At 57.7% G+C, this 549-nt stretch carries 1 protein-coding gene; it reads right to left on the reverse strand.

Annotated elements, in window-relative coordinates; translation table 11 throughout:
• Positions 1-211 (reverse strand): hypothetical protein (locus ACFFN1_RS13520; RefSeq protein ID WP_376841353.1); only part of this gene is annotated, 211 nt, incomplete at its 3' end.
• Positions 212-549 lie beyond the last annotated feature (338 nt).

Here is a 549-nt window from a genome sequence, read left to right on the forward strand (position 1 = left end):
CCGAAACATCCCCGGGCGAATCGGCGGCAGTGCGGGTGAGGAAGGTGTTGAACAGGTGCCCGAGAGCTGTCATCTGCTGCTGGTCCACCAGCTTCGCAGTAGACGACAGCTGATAGAGACAATCATCAAAATCCGACACACCACCAACACCAGCACCAGCAGCATCGGCAAAAGCGGTGTCGTGATTGTGGGGTGGGGTCGTGGTGCGCATCCCGGGGGTCACCTCCCTCGTTGGTTGACGTCGTTGTCTTGACATCAAGTGTAGTGGTGTTCGATAGCCGGTTACAATGACTTCGATTGGATTCTTATGAAACACTCAGGTTTCGAATCCCTGCCACCCTCCCGTGTCTGTCGACTGTGGTCGTGTTTTCCGTTGTGCTTCCACCCTCCCACGAGGCACGGACAACGCTTCCTCACTACCGGGTTTCAGCTCTGGTTCCACATTCCCACGAGGCACGGACGTTGATACTTGTAAGGGGCGGGGTTTCCGGCGTGACCCAGGCACTGACTGGCTCTGCGTGCTGCGATGCCGTTGCGTTGATCCGTCCG

It is taken from the genome of Brevibacterium otitidis (genome assembly GCF_042429315.1).
GTDB classification, from domain to species: domain Bacteria; phylum Actinomycetota; class Actinomycetes; order Actinomycetales; family Brevibacteriaceae; genus Brevibacterium; species Brevibacterium otitidis.